At 35.1% G+C, this 19,322-nt stretch carries 16 protein-coding genes and 4 riboswitches; of the genes, 3 read left to right on the forward strand and 13 right to left on the reverse strand.

What is annotated here, in order from left to right; genetic code table 11:
• Nucleotides 1-202 precede the first annotated feature (202 nt).
• The 6 genes from ACH6CY_RS03260 to ACH6CY_RS03285 form a co-directional block, all read right to left on the reverse strand.
• Nucleotides 203-1,300, reverse strand: a complete 1,098-nt coding sequence (locus ACH6CY_RS03260; protein ID WP_374065820.1) for a methionine biosynthesis PLP-dependent protein — start codon at nucleotides 1,298-1,300, stop codon at nucleotides 203-205.
• Nucleotides 1,301-1,372: 72 nt separating this feature from the next.
• A riboswitch (SAM riboswitch) is annotated at nucleotides 1,373-1,486 on the reverse strand.
• A 100-nt stretch (nucleotides 1,487-1,586) separates the two neighbouring features.
• Nucleotides 1,587-1,790: a hypothetical protein gene (locus ACH6CY_RS03265; RefSeq protein WP_374065821.1), complete on the reverse strand. Its 204-nt coding sequence runs from the start codon at nucleotides 1,788-1,790 to the stop codon at nucleotides 1,587-1,589.
• A 51-nt stretch (nucleotides 1,791-1,841) separates the two neighbouring features.
• Nucleotides 1,842-2,702, reverse strand: coding sequence for an ROK family protein (locus ACH6CY_RS03270; protein WP_374065905.1), 861 nt, complete (start codon nucleotides 2,700-2,702; stop codon nucleotides 1,842-1,844).
• Between the two features lie 222 nt (nucleotides 2,703-2,924).
• A complete protein-coding gene (gene arsC / locus ACH6CY_RS03275; RefSeq protein WP_374065822.1) occupies nucleotides 2,925-3,344 on the reverse strand; it encodes an arsenate reductase (thioredoxin) in 420 nt (139 codons plus the stop codon).
• Between the two features lie 14 nt (nucleotides 3,345-3,358).
• The gene (locus tag ACH6CY_RS03280; RefSeq protein WP_374065824.1) at nucleotides 3,359-4,657 is read right to left on the reverse strand and encodes an arsenic transporter; all 1,299 of its coding nucleotides are present in this window, start codon (nucleotides 4,655-4,657) and stop codon (nucleotides 3,359-3,361) included.
• Between the two features lie 19 nt (nucleotides 4,658-4,676).
• Nucleotides 4,677-5,021 (reverse strand): ArsR/SmtB family transcription factor, encoded by a 345-nt coding sequence (locus ACH6CY_RS03285; RefSeq protein ID WP_374065825.1) that lies wholly within the window; start codon nucleotides 5,019-5,021, stop codon nucleotides 4,677-4,679.
• A gap of 200 nt (nucleotides 5,022-5,221) precedes the next feature.
• Here ACH6CY_RS03285 and trhA point away from each other — a divergent pair, with 200 nt between their 5' ends.
• Nucleotides 5,222-5,869 (forward strand): PAQR family membrane homeostasis protein TrhA, encoded by a 648-nt coding sequence (trhA, locus tag ACH6CY_RS03290; RefSeq protein WP_374065826.1) that lies wholly within the window; start codon nucleotides 5,222-5,224, stop codon nucleotides 5,867-5,869.
• Nucleotides 5,870-5,971: 102 nt separating this feature from the next.
• On the opposite strand, the gene ACH6CY_RS03295 is transcribed toward trhA, so the two are convergent.
• Entirely contained in the window at nucleotides 5,972-7,126 is a 1,155-nt protein-coding gene (locus ACH6CY_RS03295) for a DEAD/DEAH box helicase (protein ID WP_374065906.1), read from the reverse strand.
• A 331-nt stretch (nucleotides 7,127-7,457) separates the two neighbouring features.
• Between ACH6CY_RS03295 and ACH6CY_RS03300 the strand changes: the two genes are divergently transcribed.
• Nucleotides 7,458-9,239 carry a methyl-accepting chemotaxis protein gene (locus ACH6CY_RS03300; RefSeq protein WP_374065827.1) on the forward strand — a complete coding sequence of 594 codons (1,782 nt, stop codon included), beginning with the start codon at nucleotides 7,458-7,460 and terminating at the stop codon, nucleotides 9,237-9,239.
• A gap of 202 nt (nucleotides 9,240-9,441) precedes the next feature.
• Here the strand turns inward: ACH6CY_RS03300 and ACH6CY_RS03305 are convergent, their stop codons facing one another.
• Nucleotides 9,442-9,621 carry a hypothetical protein gene (locus ACH6CY_RS03305; RefSeq protein ID WP_374065828.1) on the reverse strand — a complete coding sequence of 60 codons (180 nt, stop codon included), beginning with the start codon at nucleotides 9,619-9,621 and terminating at the stop codon, nucleotides 9,442-9,444.
• Nucleotides 9,622-10,077: 456 nt separating this feature from the next.
• A riboswitch (SAM riboswitch) is annotated at nucleotides 10,078-10,185 on the forward strand.
• Nucleotides 10,186-10,300: 115 nt separating this feature from the next.
• On the opposite strand from ACH6CY_RS03305, the gene ACH6CY_RS03310 reads away from it, so the two are divergent.
• Nucleotides 10,301-11,935: a sodium:solute symporter family protein gene (locus ACH6CY_RS03310; protein WP_374065829.1), complete on the forward strand. Its 1,635-nt coding sequence runs from the start codon at nucleotides 10,301-10,303 to the stop codon at nucleotides 11,933-11,935.
• Nucleotides 11,936-12,134: 199 nt separating this feature from the next.
• On the opposite strand, the gene thiT is transcribed toward ACH6CY_RS03310, so the two are convergent.
• The 5 genes from thiT to ACH6CY_RS03335 form a co-directional block, all read right to left on the reverse strand.
• Nucleotides 12,135-12,704 carry an energy-coupled thiamine transporter ThiT gene (thiT, locus tag ACH6CY_RS03315; protein WP_374065830.1) on the reverse strand — a complete coding sequence of 190 codons (570 nt, stop codon included), beginning with the start codon at nucleotides 12,702-12,704 and terminating at the stop codon, nucleotides 12,135-12,137.
• 69 nt (nucleotides 12,705-12,773) lie between these two features.
• A riboswitch (TPP riboswitch) is annotated at nucleotides 12,774-12,871 on the reverse strand.
• 68 nt (nucleotides 12,872-12,939) lie between these two features.
• Complete coding sequence (locus tag ACH6CY_RS03320; protein ID WP_374065831.1) at nucleotides 12,940-15,177, reverse strand: EAL domain-containing protein; 2,238 nt, start codon at nucleotides 15,175-15,177, stop codon at nucleotides 12,940-12,942.
• 82 nt (nucleotides 15,178-15,259) lie between these two features.
• A riboswitch (cyclic di-GMP riboswitch) is annotated at nucleotides 15,260-15,338 on the reverse strand.
• Nucleotides 15,339-15,467: 129 nt separating this feature from the next.
• On the reverse strand, nucleotides 15,468-16,673 hold the full coding sequence (locus ACH6CY_RS03325; RefSeq protein WP_374065832.1) for a dicarboxylate/amino acid:cation symporter: 1,206 nt from the start codon (nucleotides 16,671-16,673) through the stop codon (nucleotides 15,468-15,470).
• Nucleotides 16,674-16,974: 301 nt separating this feature from the next.
• Nucleotides 16,975-17,862, reverse strand: a complete 888-nt coding sequence (locus ACH6CY_RS03330; protein ID WP_374065833.1) for an ROK family protein — start codon at nucleotides 17,860-17,862, stop codon at nucleotides 16,975-16,977.
• Between the two features lie 70 nt (nucleotides 17,863-17,932).
• The gene (locus ACH6CY_RS03335) at nucleotides 17,933-19,315 is read right to left on the reverse strand and encodes a glycoside hydrolase family 1 protein (protein WP_374065834.1); all 1,383 of its coding nucleotides are present in this window, start codon (nucleotides 19,313-19,315) and stop codon (nucleotides 17,933-17,935) included.
• Nucleotides 19,316-19,322 lie beyond the last annotated feature (7 nt).

Consider the following 19,322-nt stretch of genomic DNA (forward strand, 5'->3'; position numbering starts at 1 on the left):
ATAAAGTCTATACCCTATTATCATACCGTTTTAATCCTTCATACTCAATTATTTCAAAATTTTTCTGAACTTTTTTTATACATCTAAAGTTTTACGTCATAAAAAAGAGCGAAACAAATAAAATCATCGCCTCGCTATCTTCGTGTGTTTCATTTATTCTATATTTGTTTTACTACCTCTTCAATAAAATTCACTTTACTATTTACAACCGATTGAAACATTGTTTTAAATCATATATAAGATCTGCTATGTCCTCAATTCCTACCGAAAAACGTAGCAGCCTTTCATCTATTCCTCGAGAAATGCGTTCATTCTCTGGGATATCGGCATGTGTCTGTGTCATCGGATAAGTAACAAAACTTTCCACCCCACCTAAACTTTCGGCGAATGTAATAAGCTTAAGATTTTTAAGAAAGTCTTTCACCCACTCCCTTTTCTTTAATCGAAATGCAAGCATGCCACCTTTCCCTGGATAAAGCACCTGTTCAATATGAGTATCTTTCATTAAAAACCGGGCTATTTCTTGCGCATTTTTCTGTTGCTGCTTTACTCTTAAAGATAATGTTTTTAATCCCCGTATTAACAGCCAGGAATCTATCGGTGACAGAACAGCTCCTGAGGCATTATGGAACGTCGCAATTTTTTCACTCAGTTGTTCGCCTTTTGTAACGACCAATCCTGCTAGTACATCGTTATGCCCTCCAATATATTTGGTGGCACTATGAATAACGATATCGGCTCCTAATGTAATTGGTTGCTGTAGAATTGGTGTTAAAAATGTACTGTCGACAATAAATAACAATTGATGTTTTTTCGCCAACGCCACATACGTTGCAATATCTATTTCTTGCATTAATGGGTTGGTTGGTGTCTCAATAAAAATTGCTTTCGTATGTGACGAAATACATCGTTCCACCTCCTCTACACTATTAAAACCACAGTATTTTATTCTAAGTGAATAGGCTTCTTGGTAGTGCTTAAATAATCGATAAGTACCTCCATAAACATCTTCTGGTGCAATGATTTCATCACCGCTTGAAAACAAAGAAAGAACTAGTTGTATTGCTGCCATACCTGAACTACAAGCAAATCCGTAGTCACCTTGCTCTAAATCAGCGATACCTTTTTCTAAAATCGTTCGCGTTGGATTTTTCGTTCTCGTATAATCATATCCAGTAGAGTTTCCTAATGCTGTATGTTGGTATGCAGTAGACATATAAATCGGCGGATTAACAGCACCCGTTTTCAAATCACTATGGTTTCCTAACTGTGCTAACTTTGTATTTAGATAATATTGCAATTCCTTCTCCCTCCTTTCATAAAAAACAAAAAGACCTCCTAAGAAGAAGGTCTTTAATAATAAAAGTCATTCTTCTTATCTACTAAACACAGCATGATGTGTTTATTGGAATTAGCACCGTGCCTAATCATTAGGCTGGTTGCTGAGACATCTTCGGGCCAGTCCCTCCGTCTCTCTGGATAAGAAATATAAGTATAAAATTTTTAGATTTTTTCAATTTGTTAACAGTCTAATATATCATGTAACATTGTGCAACACTTTTTTGAATGTTTTTAAAAAATGTAAGCTATCGAAACATTTTTTTAATTAGCTTAAATAAATCAAAGCTAGTTTTATTATAAACTTTGTTATAAGTAGCCCTCTTCGGGTTACGTATCCATCCTTTTCCATTCGGCATTTTTAGTCCAGAACGATGAATAAGTTGTCTTTTTAGACTTGTTTTAGCAGAGATTCTTTTTTTAATACTTGGCTTTCTAATACCAAACTTCATTTAGCGAACCTCCTATTTCAAAACAGAACAGCATTACTAATCCTTGACCTACTAAATTGCTTTTTCAGCAGCTAGTAGTAAGCTTCCTTTGATGCCTGCATTATCGACAAGTGCTGGTGGGACAATGTAGGAATCCAAATCTGGTATTGTAAGATAGTTATTTAGTAATACGTTGAAATGTGAACGGATTAGCTGGAATAAATGCTCCTGTTTCATCACACCACCACCTAAAATAATCACTTCGGGACGTAATATCATTGTGTAGTTCACTAAAGCTTGCGCAATATAGTAAGCTTCCTTATCCCAATACGGATCATCTTTAGCAACCTCTATTCCCTTTTTGTTTAGGCGTTTTTCAATTGCTGGGCCTGCTGCAATGCCTTCTAAACAATCACCGTGATATGGACATATTCCTTCGAAGGAGTCTTCTGGATGTTTTCTAACTGATATATGTCCCATCTCCGGATGCCCAAAACCTTCCATCACAGCGCCATTTAAAACGGCGCCACCACCAATCCCGGTACCAAAGGTTAAATAAATACATGATTTCGCCTGTTGTGCACCGCCTAACCGATACTCACCATAAGCAGCTGCGTTCACATCTGTTGTCCAGGCAACTGGGATGCCATACTTCTCCTTAATAGCTCCAACAAAATTATAATTGTTCCATCCTTTTTTTGGCGTAGAAGTCACATATCCATATGTAGGAGAGTCGATATTAACATCAATTGGACCAAATGAACCAATGCCTATTGCTTTTAATTTATATTGATCAAAGAATTCAAACACATGTTTCAACGTTTCGTCTGGTACGGTAGTCGGTATACTAATACGTTCGATGATTTCAAATTTTTCATCGCTAACAGCACAAACAAATTTCGTTCCGCCAGCTTCTATCCCTCCAAAATACACGTCAATTCCTCCTCCATTTGCCTTTTCATAAAATATCATGCTTTCACTTCTACTTTACCATTTTTCATTTAGGATTTGAAAGCAATTTCAATCGAAGTGACTAGTGCTATTAATCCTAAACAAAAACTTTTATCACAAAAAAACGGATCATTTAGTGATATTGACCTTGGATAACAGATAAATGATTAGTCGTTTATTTGAACATAGTTGCAACTGTATCCTTTATTCTCCAGTTTCAACAAATTTTTTGATTCTTGCACCAATTTCATCTCTTACACGCTGAAAGACTTTCCACTTCTCTTCATCTGTTCCTTCCGCTTTTGCAGGATCGTCAAATCCCCAATGTTCCCTTTTTACTTGTGGAGGTGTGAGCGGACATTTATCTGCAGCATCTCCACATAAGGTTACCGCTAGTGTCGACTGATTTAAAAAATCATTGTCAATGATCTCAGATTGTTGGTTGGATATATCTATACCGATATCTCTCATTGCTTTTACAGCATTTGGATTTAAACCATGTGCTTCAATTCCTGCACTACGAACTTCCCATTCCTTACTAAGATATGCTTTTGCCCATCCTTCCGCCATTTGACTTCGACATGAATTACCCGTACATAAGAAATAGATTGTTTTTTTCGTCATTGTATTGCACCCCTTTATAGTAATAATAATGTTAAGTATAAGCCTATCAATGTGATCACTAGGATTGGAATCGTTAAAACAATCCCTGTTTTAAAATAAGTTCCCCATGATATTTTAATCCCTTTTTGATTTAACACATGCAACCATAATAATGTAGCTAATGAACCGATTGGTGTGATTTTTGGCCCTAAGTCAGAACCAATTACATTCGCATAAATTAATGCTTCGCGAATGATACCAGTAGTACTTGTTTCTGCAATGGCTAATGCATCAATCATCACCGTAGGCATATTGTTCATCACAGATGAAAGAAATGCTGCAATAAAACCCATTGCAATTGTCGCAATAAATAGTCCCTGTTCTGCGCTTTGTTGAATTAATTGAGCTAGTAAATCCGTTAACCCTGCATTACGCAACCCATATACGACAACATACATACCTACTGAAAAAAATACAATATCCCATGGCGCGCCTTTGATTACGGTAGATGTACTAACCGCTTCACTTCTTCTCGCCAACAGTAAAAATACAATCGCAATCGTACCAGCAATCAAGGAAATTGGTATAGCAATAAACTCACTTACAAAATACCCAATTAATAAAATAGTTAACACATACCAAGATAAACGAAATAATTTATGATCTTTAATAACTGCTTTTGGCTCCTTTAGATGCGCTAAATCATAGGTTCTCGGAATATTTTTTTTGAAATATAAATATAATACCGTAATTGTAGCTACTAAAGAAAACAGATTAGGAATAAACATTCGAGATGCATATTCGATAAATCCGATGGAAAAGAAGTCTGCCGAAACAATGTTGACTAAATTGCTTACAACTAATGGCAAAGAAGTCGTGTCAGCAATAAAACCACTTGCTATAATAAATGGAAAGATAATTTTTTCACTGAATTTCAAATTACGTACCATTGCTAATACAATCGGCGTTAAGATTAATGCTGCACCATCATTCGCGAAGAATGCCGCAACGATCGCACCTAGGATACTAACATAAACAAACATTTTGACTCCATTACCTTTTGCAGCTTTTGCCATATGTAAAGAAGCCCATTCAAAAAAGCCAATTTCATCTAAAATAAGTGAAATTAAAATAATAGCAACAAATGCTAACGTGGCATTCCAAACGATTTGTGTCACTTCGATCACATCACCAAAGTCAACTACCCCTAGAATTAAAGCTAAGATTGCGCCACCACAAGCAGAGTACCCGATTGACAGTCCCTTTGGTTGCCAAATGACAAATACAAGGGTAAGAATAAAAATTAAAATGGCTAAAACAACTGATAAAGACACAATACTAATCCTCCCACTACTAACAACAATTAATTTTCTTTCCACTTCTTTCTAATTCAATTAACTTTTCCTTTTGATTCGGAATTTGAGATAATACTTGTTTGATAAAAGGAAAGTTATTATTTTCAGTACAAATGGAGTAAAAGATCCACTGTCCTCGTCTTTCTTCTTTAACAATTCCTGCATCGCGTAATTTACGTAAATGCTGACTAATTGACGGTTGGCTCACTTGAAAAATTTCAACCAGTTCACATACACAGCAATCCTGATGTTCCAATAACTTCACAATGGTTAACCTTGTTTTATCTGATAACAATTTCAATAACGAAGCTGCTTGTTCAATTGATATTTGCTGTTGACTCAAAAAACACACCTCCTCCCCCCGCTTCCGTATTATCATATAATAATATACTTATATATTCAATGATATTTTTGATTGAGCGCCGATCATCTGCATAACCCAAAGATGATCGCTTATTGTTAACAATAAGTAAAAGGATTGCTATTCTGCTTTATTCGATTCATAATATTTAATATATACTAATCTTGAAAGGATTATTCGATATGGCTGATACACATCGCTTCTCAAAAGGTGAGGAAATTGCCAATTCAATTACACATGGAATTGGGGCACTAATTAGTATTGCAGCATTAGTATTATTAGTTGTTTTCTCATCATTACATGGAAATACTTGGCACATCGTCAGTTTCACGTTATTCGGAACGACAATGGTACTACTTTATACTTCATCCACACTTCTACATAGTTTACCAGAAGGAAAGGCGAAAGATATATTTGAGATTTTAGATCACTCATCTATTTACTTTTTTATTGCGGGAACATATACACCATTTCTTTTTGTAGTGGTACAAGGCGCTGCTGGTTGGACTTTATTTGGAATTGTATGGGGATTAGCAATCGGTGGTACAATTTTTAAAATTTTCTTTGTGAAAAAATTCATCTTTGTTTCTACCTTTCTTTACATTGTAATGGGATGGCTGATCATTTTCACTTGGGGATCACTATCAGAAAAACTACCGACCGCAGGAATAGCCCTTCTTGTGACTGGAGGAATTTTGTATACAATTGGTGCAATTTTTTATATGTGGCGTTGGTTTAAATTTCACCATGCGCTTTGGCATCTATTCGTACTTGCAGGAACGATTTTACATTTTTTCTGTGTGCTCCTCTATGTGCTACCGATTAAATAGACGAAAAAATCCAACTAAATACCGACGATATAGTTTGCTCCCTTATCTAGTAAAAAAGAATTTTTATTCATTCTTCATTCACTATAGCAGGGAGCAGTTCAATCAACGACGCTTAGTTGGATCTTTTTTTATCAGCTTTCCTTTTCGTAACATAGTTTCTACCAAGTTGATTTCCAATTTCTTTGCTGTCTGATTTAACTGACGAACTTCTGAATTAGTCACCAATGATAAGACAATACCACCGTCTGACCCAACTCGCCCTGTTCTTCCAGCTCTATGAAGATAATGATTCGGATCTCTTGGTACATCAACTTGAACCACATATGCCAAATCTTTCACATCTAACCCTCTGGCTGCCACATCAGTAGCTAATAATAACTGTGTTTCACCTTTGACGAATTGACGAATTGCTTTTTCCCTTTTTTGTTTAGATAACTCCCCATGTAAAGCCTCAACCGCAATACCTTGATATGCTAATTTATCTGCAATGACTGCTAAATTACCACTATCTCTAAAAAACACAAGTAGTTGCTCATCTAAATGACGTGCCAAACTTCGCAGAATATCAATTTTTTCACGTTCTTCACTCACAATATATTGATAAGAAACCTTCGGGGTGCCGGCTTCTTCATTATTCACACGGATAACCTCAGGTGTTACCATATATCTGTTCGCTTCTTCTGCTAACCCTTCTGAAATTGTAGCTGAAAACAGTAATAATTGGCGTTCTTTTGGCGCTGATTTTATAATACCAAACAAGTTATTTCGATGCTCTGGAACCAATAATTGATCTGCTTCATCTAAAACGATCGATTTTAACACATGTACTTTTAATTTTTTTTGTTTGATTAGTTCAAGTACCCGACCTGGCGTGCCAACAATGATTTGTGGCTTTTTCTTTAACTTCTCAATTTGTCGTTTGATATTTGCTCCGCCAATCACCATCATACTTGACATCTCTGCGTATGTCGTCCATTCCTGAATTAACCGATGGATTTGAGCTACCAATTCATGCGACGAGGCAAGAATTAATACTTGCGCCTGTTTTTGTTCAACATCTATTTTTTCTAATAATGGTAGTAGATAAGCGAGCGTTTTCCCACTCCCAGTCGGAGAAATCCCAATAACGTCCTTGCCGTCTTTTATCATTGTATAGGTTCTTTCTTGAATAGGTAAAGGGGTGGAAAATCCTGATTTTTTCCAAGCTTGTTGTAAAAATGGTTGTAATGTATCGACGAACATAATGATCTCCTTCAGTAAGAACTGTATTTTTAATAGTTTATCCAACTATATCACAAAAACGAAAGAGAAATAAGTGCACTATAATATTGAAAAATAAGTCAAGCATATAAAGTAGCAATAATGAGAAGAAATGCATCGCAAAGCTGTAAATAGATAATTGAAATAGAGCAAGGGGGGATAACGCTAATATCTCTTTTTTGTCTGAATATATACACATTTCTTTATTTTTGCCGAAGATAGTATAAAGAAGCGTTTTATTTCCTTCTATAAAGAGAAAGGGTGAACAAACATAATATAGAAATAAGTTTAAAAATAAATTTTTCCAAGGAAACGAAGGGGGTTGCTTATGAACATTTTATCAAAACTAAAATTCAAATTACCACTTATCGTGCTTTTATTATTAATTATACCTTTAACAGTTGTCGGAATTATTTCCTTTAACAAAACAGCAATATTAGAGAAAGCCATTATTGAAAAAGAAAATATCGAAGCCTTCTCATCCAAATATGAAGACATTTTTCAAGAATACGAAGCAAAATTAAAACAAATGGTGGAAATGGAAGAATTTCAAGTCAATCAAATTAATCCACCTGAATCAGAAGAAGAATATACAAATATGCCTCGAGCGAACAATCCTGCGCTGACTAGTTATTATGAATCTTTTTTATCCGAACTAGCTATCAAGGATAACTTCATAATGAATCTATATGTCGGTACACCAGAAGGCGCATTGTATTTGCACCAAGTTGATGATTCTGCTAATTTATCAGGTTATGATTCAACAACAACAGATTGGTACCAGCTTGCTGTCAATGCTCAAGATGAAGTAGCTTGGACAGATCCGTACATCGATACTGGCAGCGGAAAGTCTACCATTACACTCGCTAAAACCGTAAAAAATGAGGATGGCGACATTGTTGCAGTAACTGCAATCGATTTTGAAATGTCACGACTGGCAACGATGATTCGTAAAGATATTCTGATAACAACTTTTATCACATTGGGGGTTTCAGTCGTTATTGCCATGGTTATCTTCATTTTCCTTATACGCTCGTTATTGTTCAACATTTCAACTCTTAAGTCCGAAATGAACCGATTAGCTGAGGGCGATTTAACAGGAGAAAAGGTAGTTACGAAATCTAAAGACGAATTTGTAGATTTAGCTGAATCAGTCAATACAATGAAAGACAACTTATATGAAATGATTAACCATTTAAGTAATGTGACAACAAATGTACACAAACAAAGTGATCATTTATCTCACTCATCAAATCAAGTAAGAGAAAGTAGTGAACAAGTCGCAGCAACAATGGAAGAACTTTCATCAGGTGCAGAGTCGCAGTCTAATCATGCGGTTGATTTAGCAACAGCAATGCAACAATACAATCAAACCGTCACACAGGCCACGAAAAATAGCACTAGTGTGGCAAAAAACTCGGATCAAGTGATTCAATTAAGTGATGAAGGAGCTAAACAATTAGATCTATCAGTTGAACAAATGAAAGAAATCTATCAATTAGTTCAAGACTCATTTAATAAAGTTAAAGGATTAGATCAACAATCTATTGAAATAGAAAAAATTGTTTCTGTTATTCAAGATATTGCAGAACAGACGAATCTATTAGCACTTAATGCTGCAATTGAAGCCGCTCGAGCAGGTGAAGAAGGTAAGGGATTCGCAGTAGTCGCTGATGAAGTTCGGAAGTTAGCAGAGCAAGTTAGCAAATCTATTACTGACATTACAACCATTGTTCAATCGATTCAGATAGAGTCGAATCAAGTTGCACATTCCTTAGAAGCGGGGTATTCTGCCGTTGAAAAAGGATCGAATCAAATCCAAAAAACTGGACAAGCATTCCAAGGAATTAACCAATCCATTACTGACATGGTTGGAAAAGTACACACTATCGCCAATGATTTACAAACAATCGCTTCAAATAGTCAAAAAATGTATACGTCAGTGGATGAAATTGCTGCTATCTCCCAAGAATCTGCAGCAGGTATTGAGGAAACAGCAGCATCTACGGAAGAGACCAATACTTCTATGGAAGAAGTAGCTAAAAGTGCTGACGAATTAGCCCAACTAGCTAAAAGTTTACAAACACAAGTCGACCAATTTAAATTATAAAAAACAAATGCTCAAACATTCGCTTAGTGATATACGGACTAAACCGAAACGTAGGAGATAACGAAAACACAGCGACACAACAATCGATTTTAACTTACCGTACGTAGGTTTAGCTAGACATAGATAATCTTAATATCTATCAAGAAACAGCATGTTTTATCATTTACTAATGAACGAAACATACTGGGACAAGGGGCTTACCTCATGTCCCAGTTTTTCTTTTACTGTTAACGAATCGTTTCGCTTTGTCCCATTTATCTCCTGCCTTAATATCATTCGCTTCACTTCTATAATATGATACATAATCGATGAAACGTTCACTATTTTTTGATGTATAAGGAGAGTCTAACTGTATGATTCCGAATAACAATAAGCGAACCATCAAACAATTCAAGTTATTCACCTGTTTCTTGGTACATTCTCTTGTGATATACCGTAATAAAATAGGTGTGTCATTTCAACCCTATCTGCCACCTTCAATTAATCACTAGTTTTCAAGAAGATAACAGAGATAAAATGAGCTAACAATCATTCTAATAGATGTTTTCCTTATCTATTTATATCAATCGTCCAAATAAATAACCCGAACGTTGATTCATTAGTAATTACAACTACACACACTCCCTTACTGGAAAAAATAATGCGCTCATTTTGTTTTATCCCCTATTCGCATGCATACCTATATCATGAAATTCAACAAATACTACTCAATCAATTGAACATTGCCATACTTAGCGCTATGCAATTAAGGTATTGGGTTGCTTAGTTAATATTAAAAAAATTCAGAATAACTTGACAATATTAATGAATACCGATATGATTAGTAGAAATTTAATTATTCTTATCCCGAGTGGTGAAGGAAACTGGTCCTATGATCCCACAGCAACCATTTGTCTCGAGCAAATAAGGTGCTAAATCCAGCAGCTAATCAGCTGAAAGATAAGAAGGAATTTTTCCTGTTTGGAAATAACCAAAAAGAAAACCTTCTTCTTAAGCATTAGCTAAGAAAGAAGGTTTTTTCGTTTGTAAATAGTCTGCTTATAAAATAAAGGAGTGATTATGTGACAGAATATGGTGCTTGGATGATTGGTTTTGCTCTAATTTATACTTTGCTTTTAATTATTGCTGGTAATGTAGCTCGAGTAAAAGCATCCAGTGGAAGTAATTTTTTTGTTGGCGGTCGAAATTTTCGATGGTGGACAGTTGCATTTTGTATTACTGGCTTATTCTCAGGGTCAACTTATATTTCGATTGTGGAATTATCTTATCTTACAGGTATTTCTGCTATTTGGTATGGCATTGCTGAAACGGTTCAAGTTTTAATTATTGCATTGTTAATGATTAAGTCATTTCGCAAACGTATGATGGTTACCGTATCTGGATTAATTGGTGATCAATTTGGTCGAGCTGCCAAAGGAATTGCTGGATTAATTACTGCTTTTGCTTTTCCAATGTGGTCGGTTGCAACTGCTATCGCCTTTGCTTCTGCACTAAATGTGTTTACAAATATTTCTCTTAGTGTCTCGATTGCATTTACAGCTATTTTATTGTTTATCTATTTACAAGCTGGGGGAATGTGGTCGGTTGCTTTCACACAAACAATGAACAGTACTGTATTTTTGAGCATGTTTATTATTGGCACGATCGCTTTTTTTATTAACCCAGGTATAGAGGGTTTAGTGCAACTTGCTCAAACTAATCCATCCATGTTTCATTTCGATGCAGTAGGGATTCAAGTAATTGTTGCATGGTTTGGCACTTTTTTAGTAAATGTCATTTTAGCACAAGCTGCATTTCAAATGGCTTTATCCTGCAGAACACCTGAAGAGGGGCAAAAAGGGGTAATCGGAGCTGTTTTTCTAGGTATTCCTTTTATTATATGTGGTATTCTATTTGGTTTAGCAGCGGCAATCGTTATTCCAGGAGAAACACTTGGATTAGTTGCCTTACCAAAATATTTAATGGAAGTTTTACCTGCCCCCTTAGTTGGATTGTTTTTCTTGGGAATTTGGGCTTGTGCATTGAGTTGGGGAGCACCATGTCAATTTTCTGGTGCTACTAGTTTGGGAAAAGACGTAGGGAGTGCCATTTTCCCAAATACAACAAGTATACAGTTAGTTCACTATACAAAGCTTTCTCTGCTGTTACTTACAGGGTTAATGATAATATTTGGGTTGCTACGAACAGAACAATCTGCTTGGTGGAATGTACTTGCATGGACAACAAGAAATGCTGCTACATTTGCTCCAGTAGTTGCAGCATTATTTTGGCCTGTTGTTACAAAACATGCGGTCGTTAGTTCTTTACTCACAGGTTTTGTTACTGGACTACTATGGTATCATTTAGGGGGATGGCAACCTACTGTTTTCTTTTTAGATATTCATCCTGTATGGATCGGTATGTCTACCAATGTTTTAACAATTATTAGCGTCACCCTTTTAACGAATTATCGGAATATACAGGTATCTTTAAAAAATCATTCAATAAAAGATTATCTTGCTGTCTACTTTAGTGTAGTGCTGGCTATTTCTACTGTTGTTTTTTTCAAACTATTGCATGAGCTAGGTTTACTAGGCTTATTAGGTTTTTCAACGATCGTCACCTTATTCCTAACGATCATTTTATTTGTGCGTGAAAAGAGAGAAGTGCAATATTATTCCCAAACAGCAAATGTGCCTATTGATCAAATGCAATAAACCAAAGCATAAATATTCGGTTAGCGATGGATGGACTGAATCGATAAATGTTAATTTATCGTATAAAAAGGTGATAGAAATCTTAATAATAATTGGATGTAGCTAACTTTAGCATTTGTCGACGTACAACGTCATTGGTAATTTACGCTAAGCAACTAAAAAGAGATTAAACCTAGTTAACTAGATTTAATCTCTTTTTTTATATTCGATCTCTTATAATTAATCTTGGTGATGTGCTGATTAGCAAAACAAGTAAAATAGAACAAAAAACAAATGCACCTAACATCGTAACACCATTTGTTAAAAATGAGAATAGTACAACATTCATATCTTCTGGCGCATATTCTCCCCAAAAGATAAACCCAGCAACAAAGTGCCAGAAATAGCGAGCCAAGCTTCCAACAAACGTAGCTACAATAATCCAAACTGCTGTTTTCGTTTTATTAGATGAGCGAAGACTTTTCTGAATAACTGGATAAAATAAACCTGCAAATCCTATAAATGCAAATGCAATAAAATATTCAATAAATGCCTGAACAGGAGTTAATATATATGCATCGCCTAACACAATTTGCAATAGCCCCCACAGAAATCCCGCCAGTAAACTTACTTTTATTCCCCAACGAAATGCTAGAATAAATATTGGAATCATAGCAAACGAAATGGAGATAGACGAAGACAACTTTATAGATGGGATAAGATCAAACAGAAAAGCTAATGCCCCAAAAATAGATATTTCAATTAAAGCTAGTAATCCTAATTTTTTCATAAAAAATCCCCCTTGTTATACAAATCGAAAACCTCAAGGGAGAACTAATATATACACACATCGTATTGCATATATGCCATTCCACATTCCTGCGCTAGTACTAACTAACAGGTTCAAAGGGTCAGAACAATGTTCAATCTCAGCTTTTAGCTCCCCTTGTGGTTTCTTAATATAGTTTGGTACCAATTGTATCACATTGAAGAAAATAGTAAAGTGAAACACCTATTATTTTAACTTACTGCTCAAGAAATTGACTTAGCCGTTCGATTGGCAAAGGTTTTGAAAAAAAGTACCCTTGCCCATAATCACATTTTAAATTAGCTAATGTTCGTGCTTGATAAGCGGTCTCTATTCCTTCTGCTATCACTTCCATGTTAAGATTTAACCCTATATCAATAATTGTTTTTATTACAGATATATTTTCCTTCTCCTCTAACTGCGATACAAAAGATTGGTCAATTTTAATTGTATCAAACGGTAATGATTGTAATATATGAAGAGAGGAATAACCTATACCAAAATTATCGATTGCGATACGTACACCAATCGCATGAAGTTCATTTAATGTGTCAATTGTTTGCCCTATATTACCCATTTCACTTTCTGTTATTTCCAATTCTAAATATTTTGGTTCTATCCCTGTTTGTTCTAAAATCTTTTTAATTTTTTTACCAAAATATGTTTGTTCTAGTTGTTTTGCAGAAACATTTACAGATACAGTCAAATTATCACGTCCTGCATCCAATTGCTGTTTGAACTGCTCACAAGCACGTAAAAGAACCCATTCATCAATTGCAAAAATGTATCCAGTCTCTTCTGCTATCGGGATAAATTCACGTGGGGAAACCAATCCTAATCTTGGATGATCCCAGCGTATAAATGCTTCAAACCCTATTACACTTTCATTTGTAAGATTAATTTTAGGCTGAAAATATAATGAAAATTGCTCGAATTCAATTGCTTGTTTTAACTCTACTTCTATATTTCGTTTTCTTAAAATAGTTTGATAAAGTTGTTGATTAAAATAACAATATTGTGCTTTTCCTTTTTGTTTTGATAAATACATCGCTGCATCAGTATGATGAAGCAAAGTATCCTGTTCTTGTCCATCATCTGGATAAACACTAATACCAATACTAGGTGAAATAGTAATCGTATGATTTTTTATTATAAAAGGACTGGAAAATAAATGTAATATTGTTTTAGCATATAGCGTGCCAAATACTCTTCTTACATTTGGCACAATAATTACAAATTCATCTCCACCGATACGATAAACGGTGCCGACGGGCTCAAAAGCATGCTTTAAACGCTTTGCCGCTTCGGATAAGAGCCTATCACCTACATTATGACCCATTGTATCATTTATACTTTTAAATTGGTCTAAATCCATCAAAAACATTAAAAAAGGCTGTGATGTTCTCTCGGATTCTTCCATGATAGTTTCTAAATCTTTCGTAAATTTCGTTCGATTTTTTAACTCTGTTAACGTGTCGTGAAATGCTAGATAGCTATATTCTTGCATTAACTCTTTGTTCCGTTGCATGACATACCACTGCCTACCGATAATCATTAGCAGCATAATAATCATACCAATCATCAATACATTTATTTTCCAATGGTAGCTTTCCATTAGCATAATCAATAAAATGAGAATAATAATATACGGTAATATAGACTCTTTACTTTCTACATATTTCACCATCTTCCATTCCGAAACTTCCGTATACTCTTTTACTAATTTTGCTGAAAGGAGAAAAAATAATAAACCTAGTGTCCAAAGAGAGTAGGCAATGACAACACTCATATTATTAACGGAAAAGTAAAAATATAGAATAACCCCTATCATATGAAAGAACATGCCTGATACAAGAAATAAAATCGAGTCTTTTTCCATACTTTTTCGAGATATATAAAACAAGAAAACATTCGCAAACAGGATACTCAGTGTACATATTTGAAAAACTAAAATAAAAAATGTCATGCCTTTAGAATAATCCACAAGTGACATAATCGGTTGAACAAAGTAGTAAATATGAACTACAATAATAAATGTCACAAATACACTAATAGTAAAGAAAAAAGATTGTACTGATTCCTTCATTTCAATTGTCTTTATTTTATAAAGCAGTGCAACTAAAAAAGAAACATATGCGATGACTAGTACTGGTAGAGAAGCGATCGGGAATGTTGTTGCTTGAAAAAAAACTAACATATATAACCAAATAAAATTAGCAACGCAAAAAAAGAACAAACCTATTGCAATAATTAGCCAAAAACGACGTCTTCTTTCTTTTGTTATCAAGCTAGCTTGACACACCCATTTAAATCCAACTAGACTAACCACAATAGATACACAAATATTTACAAACGTATGTATCCCTTCCATATCTTGAATAAATAATAGAAAGACAAAATATAAAACAGTTAGAATTAATATTGACGTAATTATTTTTGGTTTTGAAAATAACATAAGCATCCCGACCTTTAATATAAATACTATAACTAGCAAAAAGGTTATTTCTTATAGAAATAACCTTTTTGCTAGTTATCTCATTGGTAGCTCAGCCGCCATTTTTATTTAGGCCTGTAACTTTGCGTCCTTATCTTTCAATAAGTTTGCCTTTGTTCAGTAAGATAGTATTGTTCTCCTTTATCATTATAGTTCTATTTCATCACAAAATCCAACAATATATGTTACTTTTTCACTATTTTATTTAAAAATGGGACAGAGGCTCTGAAAGATCCCCTGTCCCATTTCTCCTATTTGTTCTTTTCTGTTTCAGCTATAATAACGGCACATGCTGCATCGCCGGTTATATTAACTGCTGTTCTCGTCATATCTAATATACGGTCAATTCCAATTATTAATGCAATACCTTCCACTGGCAACGATACTTGATTCAATACCATTGCTAACATAACTAGTCCAACACCAGGGACTCCTGCTGTACCAATACTAGCAAGGACAGCGGTTAAAACAACCATAGCTAATTGAGCAAAAGACAAGTCTGTTTGATAAACTTGAGCAATAAATATCGTTGCTACCCCTTGCATAATCGCAGTCCCATCCATATTAATTGTTGCACCTAAAGGTTGAACAAAACTACTAATTGATTTTGGAACATTTAATTCTTCTTGTGCAACCTTCATAGAAATTGGTAATGTTGAACTACTGCTTGATGTACTAAACCCAACTGTCATAGCTGGAATGAATGCTTTAAAGAAATGGATCGGGTTACGTTTAGCAATCAGAGCTACAGCCGATCCGTACGTGAACACAGCGTGAATGATTAATACTGAAAAAACTGTAATCATATATAATAACATTGCTTTTGCACCACTTAATCCTAAAGATCCCATCGCTGAAGCCAATAATCCAAACGCCCCATATGGTGCAAATGTCATGACAACATTAACTAGAAACATCATAATTTCGTTACCTTGTTCTAGTAGTCGGTAGATAGCTTCTGTTTTTTTTCCTAACATAGCTAATGCAAAACCAACAAAAATCGCAAAAGTGATAATTTGCAACATATTTCCTTCTACCATTGCTTGAATCGGATTGGTAGGAATAATACTAGTAAATGTTTCTATAACTGTTGGTGCTTCTTTTGTTTCATACGAAGCCTGAGCTGTCTCAATCCCAACACTGCCTGGCTGAAGTATCATAGCCATTCCCATCGCAATCGTAATCGCAATCGTTGTTGTTACGAGGAAAAACAATAGTGCTTTTCCCCCAATACGTCCTAACTTTTTTGGGTCTCCGATAGAAGCGGTTCCTAAAGTGATCGAAAGAAAAACAATAGGTACAACTAGCATTTTAATTAAATTTAGAAATATCGTTCCTAATGGACTAAAAAAATAGGAATCTAGTGGATCAAATATAGCTGGCGCATAAAAATGCAATGCTAAACCTACCACCGCACCTAAAATGAGCCCTATAACTATTTTTAATGTTAGTTTCATTTTCGTTCCTCCCTACATCGCATACACTGATGCCTATAACTGTTAAATTGTTGCGTCATTGTTGAAAATTTTAAAAAGGAAAGAGTATATTATAGAGTAGAATGGAATATTTGAGAAAAACAGAAGCAAAATTAATAGCAATGCATTATTAATTAAAATACAAAAGCCACACTTTTGTCAATCAATAAATCATATAAGGAGCTTTCCTTGTCACTATGAGCGTTCTATTCAAGGCGTAGCCGAGAGGACCAAGTAGAGAAAAAGAAAGCGGGACAGAGGGCGGTTCAAACCCTTGTCCCGTCTATTGATATAAATAGTGGTATACTGCACCGATTAAGTTGGCGTCTGAAGAGAATTGACACCTGTCTACTTCAGGAGTAACAGTTGCTATCTTTATCTGTTTTACAACTTTAGCTAACTTTTCATCTATCCCTTTTAAAATATCTTCTCTATTACTTATGCCACCACCAATTAAGATCAACTCTGGGTCATAAGCATATTGAATATTATACAAACCAATTGCAAGCATGTGATAAAATTCATCTATTGCTCGAATACATGCTTCATCTCCCGCTTCTGCAAGCTGAAATACCTTTTCACCTGTTAATGTCGATCGATCAACATTTTTATAGGCTGCTGCCCGTCGAATAATGGACGATGTGGAGGCCAACTCACTAAACGTATTCTGACCTGATCCTAAATTAGCAGGATTTAAAATCATATAGCCAAATTCACCAGCATGTAAGTGAATGCCTTTATGAATAGAACCATCTTTAATCAACGCTCCACCTACTCCAGTTCCAATTACAACAACCGCAACATTCTTCTTACCTTCTGCTTCACCTTTCCAAAGTTCCGCAAGAGCAGAACAATTCGCATCATTCTCTATTTGAACAGGTAAACTTATTTCTTTTTCAAAATGTTCTTTGATATTCGGTCCATGTATATAAGGAATTGCGCTTGCTCCTAGAATAACACCAGCTTCAGTCACAGCACCTGGTGAACTAATTGCAATTCCCTCTATTTCATATGCTGCATAGCGCCTAACCTTTTCACGTATATAACTTGTCAAGTCCTCTAAACTATCCGGTGTTTTCGTTTTATCTTTCTCGTACAACTGACATTGCTTATCGATAATCGCAGATTTAACATGTGTTCCACCTAAATCAACAGCAAAAATAACAGCCATTATGATCACGACCTTTTTCTAAAAATTCGGGTGTGAAAATGGGACAAGGGGGCTGATCCCCTGTCCCATTTTATAAACCATTTCTTTCAACAACTTCTTTAAACCAATAACCACTTTTTTTCAAATATCGTTTTTGATTATTGATATCAACACGATAAAAACCGTATCTATTTTTGTAAGCATTTAACCAAGACCAGTTGTCCATAAATGTCCATACATGATAACCAAAACAATTTGATCCTTCTTCTATTCCTTTATGGAGCCATTTCAAATGCTCTTGATAAAACTCAATCCGATAATCATCTTGTATCATATTAGAATCGTCCATGAAACGTTCCTCATCAGATACACCCATGCCATTTTCAGCTACATACCATGGAATATTGTTATAGTTATCTCTAATATTTATCGCAATATCATATACACCTTTTTCATAAATTTCCCAACCTCGATGTGGATTCATTCTTCGCTCAGGCCAAATATACGAGTCAAAGAAATGCGTTGGTAGTATGCCATGACTATCATCCACTGGGGTTTCTTTCTTTTTGACTCTTCTTGGTTGATAATAATTAACTCCTAGAAAGTCAACAATATTTTCTTTAATAAGCGCATGATCACCATCGAACGTTTGTGGCAACAGATCATGTTCCTTCAATAATTGTATTAATTCAACAGGATATTCACCTAAAACAGATGGGTCTAGGAAGCTTCGATTAAAAAACAAATCAGCAATTTCTGCCGCCTTTAAATCTGCTTCGTCTTGACTGCGCGGATACGAAGGCGTGAGATTTAAAATAATTCCTATCTCTCCATCTTGATTCATGTTACGATATTCACCAATTGCCATTGCACTAGCTAACATGGTATGGTACGCAACAGTTACTGCACGCTTCATATCAACGACACAGGGATAATGGAAATCATTCAAATAACCCATTTCCACAGGGACAATCGGTTCATTAAACGTTGTCCAACGTTTAACTCTGTCACCGAACAAATGAAAAGCAGTTTTTGCATAATAAGCAAATGATTCAACTACTTCTCTGTTCTCCCATCCTTCTATCTCCTGTAAATGAAAAGGCATATCAAAGTGATATAAATTAATAATTGGTGTCACGTCATTTTTTAAAAGCTCATCAATGACTTGATTGTAAAAATCAACAGCTTCTTGATTTATATTTACTCCATCTGGTAACAAACGAGACCAAGAAATGGATGTTCGGAAGGAATTCATATTGATATCCTTCATTCGCTTAATATCTTCCTTGTAATGGTGATAAAAATCAGATGTTTCGGATGGACCGACATCTTGATAAAAACGATCAGGTTCTATTTCATACCAATGATCCCATATATTTTTTCCTTTACCACCTTCATTAGCAGCACCTTCTGTCTGTGTAGCAGAGGCTGCAGCTCCCCATAAAAAACCTTCAGGAAAAACGTATTTTTGCAATCATGAC

It is taken from the genome of Paraliobacillus sp. JSM ZJ581, from assembly GCF_044383835.1.
In the GTDB taxonomy this organism is placed as follows: domain Bacteria; phylum Bacillota; class Bacilli; order Bacillales; family Amphibacillaceae; genus Paraliobacillus.